The following is a 2,846-nucleotide window of genomic DNA, read 5'->3' on the forward strand; positions in this document are numbered from 1 at the left end:
ATGTATTCCTCGCGGTCCTCGAACATCTTGACCTGGGTACCGCGGTTGAACAAGCTGCCTTCCTCTTCGTTGTCCTGTCGGGCGTCAACAATCGTCTGGATAATCGTCTCTGCCGCAGTGCGTTTCAGCACCCGCTCACCGGCGAAGTTGGCCGCGAACCGCACCCATTCAACCGGGCTCATACTCTTGACGTCGTCGGCGTAGGCGGTCAGCAACTCCTTGGCCACCAGCTGGGTCAGCACATGGTTGTCGCCTTCGAAGGTGGTGAACACATCGGTGTCGGCGCGCAGCGCGATCAACCGGTTGTCGGCCATGTAGCCGGCCCCGCCGCACGCTTCCCGGGCTTCTTGTATGGCGCGGCTGGCGTGCCAGGTGTTGGCAGCTTTCAGCCCGGCGGCCCGCGATTCCAGTTCCCGTTGCTCCTCGGCGTCGGGGGCATCTGCCGTCTGTAGATCGTGACACCCGGCCACCAGCTCGTTCTGCGCGAACTGCAGGGCATACGATCGCGCGATCAACGGGAAAAGCCGGCGCTGGTGCACCAGGTAGTCCATGATCAGCACTTCACCCTCGGCTGAGTCTTCACCGGGGGCACTGAATTGCTTGCGCTGCAACGCATACCGGGTTGCGATGTCCAACGCCACCCGTGCCGCGTTGCCTGCACTGCCGCCAACGCTGACCCGCCCGCGGATCAGGGTGCCGATCATGGTGAAGAACCGGCGGTTGGGGTTTTCGATCGGTGAGCTGTAGCTGCCGTCAGCGGCCACGTCGCCGTACTTGTTCAGCAGGTTCACCCGTGGAACCCGAACGTGGTCGAAAACGATGCGGCCATTGTCGACGCCCGGCAAGCCCCCCTTGTACTGGCAGTCCGACGTGGTCACGCCCGGCAGGTCGTTGCCGTCCGCGTCGCGGAGCGGCACCAAAAGACAATGCACACCGTGGTTGACCTGCTCGCCGTCCTCGGTGGTGATGAGTTGGGCGAATACCGCTGCGATGGTGGCGGTTTCGGCGGCGCCGCCGATGTAATCCTTACGCGCCGTCGGAGTCGCGGAGTGGATGACGAACTCCTGGGTGGCGGCGTCGTAGGTCGCGGTCGTTTCAAGGGACTGGACATCGCTGCCGTGTCCGGTCTCGGTCATCGCGAAACAGCCACGCAGTTCGAGGTTGATGATCTTTTTCACATACGCCTCGTGATGGCGTTCGGTGCCAAGATTCTCGACGGCACCGCCGAACAGGCCCCACTGCACGCCCGCCTTGACCATCAAGGACAGGTCCGACATTGCGAGCATCTCGATCATCGTGATCGCCGCCCCGACGTTGCCGTTTCCGCCGTGCTCTTTGCGGAAGCCGTCGTCGGCTGCACCGGCGGCGGCCATGATCTTCATTTGTTCCGCCACCTTGGTGCGGGCGATCACCGTGTTCGGCGTGTAGTGCGGACGGAAGACCTCGTCGGTCAACCGCTGCCGCATCTGGTTCTTCACGTCGCGCCAGCGTCCGTCCAGCGTGTTGCGCAGGTGTTCCGCAGTGGTGGTCATATCCGACGGTAACCTGCCGCTCGCATCGCCGGGGTAAGCTCCGCGACGTCAGTCGACACTTTGGCGACCGGCAGCCGAATGAACGGCGCGTTAACGCAAGGTGGCTATCATCTGTCGGTCGGTCGCGGCCATGCGGCCAAGGGAAGGTATGCCATGGGCAAGGTTTCCCGCGCCTTCAGCAAGCGGGGCGCGGTGGATGTCGAGGCTGTTGAGGCTGCGCTGCGGCCGAAATTCGCCCTGGCTGCCGGATCGGAACGTACCGTCTCACACACCTGGCTGGACACCTTCGATTGGCGGCTGCACTCGGCGGGGATATCCCTTGAGTATCTCGACGACGGTCCACTGATCCTGCAGTTCCCGGATGGCAGCCGGTTGCAAGGACCTCGGCCCAGGAAGTGGCCGGCACTCCTACACGATCTGCCGGCCGGGCGGCTGCGCGACGCGCTGGCCCCGATTGTTGCTTTGCGGGCATTGCTGCCGGTCGTCACCGTGCAGCGTGCCGTGCGGGAGAGCCGGGTGCTCAACGCCGACGAAAAAACCGTTGCCCGGCTGCTGACCGAAAGCGCTGACGACGGCACCAGCCAGCTGCAGGTCCAGCCGTTGCGCGGCTACGACGTGGACGGCGATCGGATTGCCCGCCTGGTGGGCGGCGTCGATGGGCTCGCCGCGGCGACAACGACGCCCTACGACGACGCGCTTGCGCTTGCCACTCGCAGTCCCAACGACCGTGAGCAGGATGTGATGGTGCAGCTGCGTCCGGAAACGCCTGCACCCGTGGCCATTGCGAGCATGCTCGCGCAGTTCGCAGCGGTCATCGACGACAACGTGGCAGGCACGATTGCGGCGATTGACACCGAATTCCTGCACGACCTGCGGGTGGCGGTGCGGCGCACCCGCTCGATTCTCAAGCTCGCCGGCGATGTGCTGCCCGCGAACATGGCCGAGCAGTTCCAGCCCGAGTTCAAGTGGATAGGTGATCTGACCACGCCGGTGCGCGACCTGGACGTCTACCTGCTCGAGCTCGACAACATGGCCGCCAGACTGGCGTCGGCCGATCCACGCGACCTCGACCCGTTCCGGTCGTTCTTGGTTCGGCATCGCGCTGTCGAGCGCCGCCGCCTGGTGCGCGGCCTGCGGTCCCGGCGCTTCGAGCAAGTGATGAGCGGCTGGCGCGCACCGCTGGCGCAGCTGACCCCGGACGCCAACGGCGGGCCGGCGGCCGCGGCGCTGGCCCGCCAACGTATCGACCGGGCGTTCCGGAGGGTCGTGCGACGCGGCAAACGGATCACGGCCGACTCGCCGAGCGAGCAGGTG

Annotated in this window: 2 protein-coding genes; one reads left to right on the forward strand and one right to left on the reverse strand. The window is 65.5% G+C overall.

From position 1 onward, the window contains the following. Positions 1-1,532, reverse strand: a 1,532-nt coding sequence (locus WAN71_RS19625; RefSeq protein ID WP_422226926.1) for an acyl-CoA dehydrogenase family protein, incomplete at its 3' end; no start/stop codon positions are given. A 153-nt stretch (positions 1,533-1,685) separates the two neighbouring features. On the opposite strand from WAN71_RS19625, the gene WAN71_RS19630 reads away from it, so the two are divergent. Then, positions 1,686-2,846, forward strand: a 1,161-nt coding sequence (locus tag WAN71_RS19630) for a CHAD domain-containing protein (protein ID WP_422226927.1), incomplete at its 3' end; no start/stop codon positions are given.

Source organism: Mycobacterium sp. (assembly GCF_049280035.1).
Lineage (GTDB): Bacteria > Actinomycetota > Actinomycetes > Mycobacteriales > Mycobacteriaceae > Mycobacterium.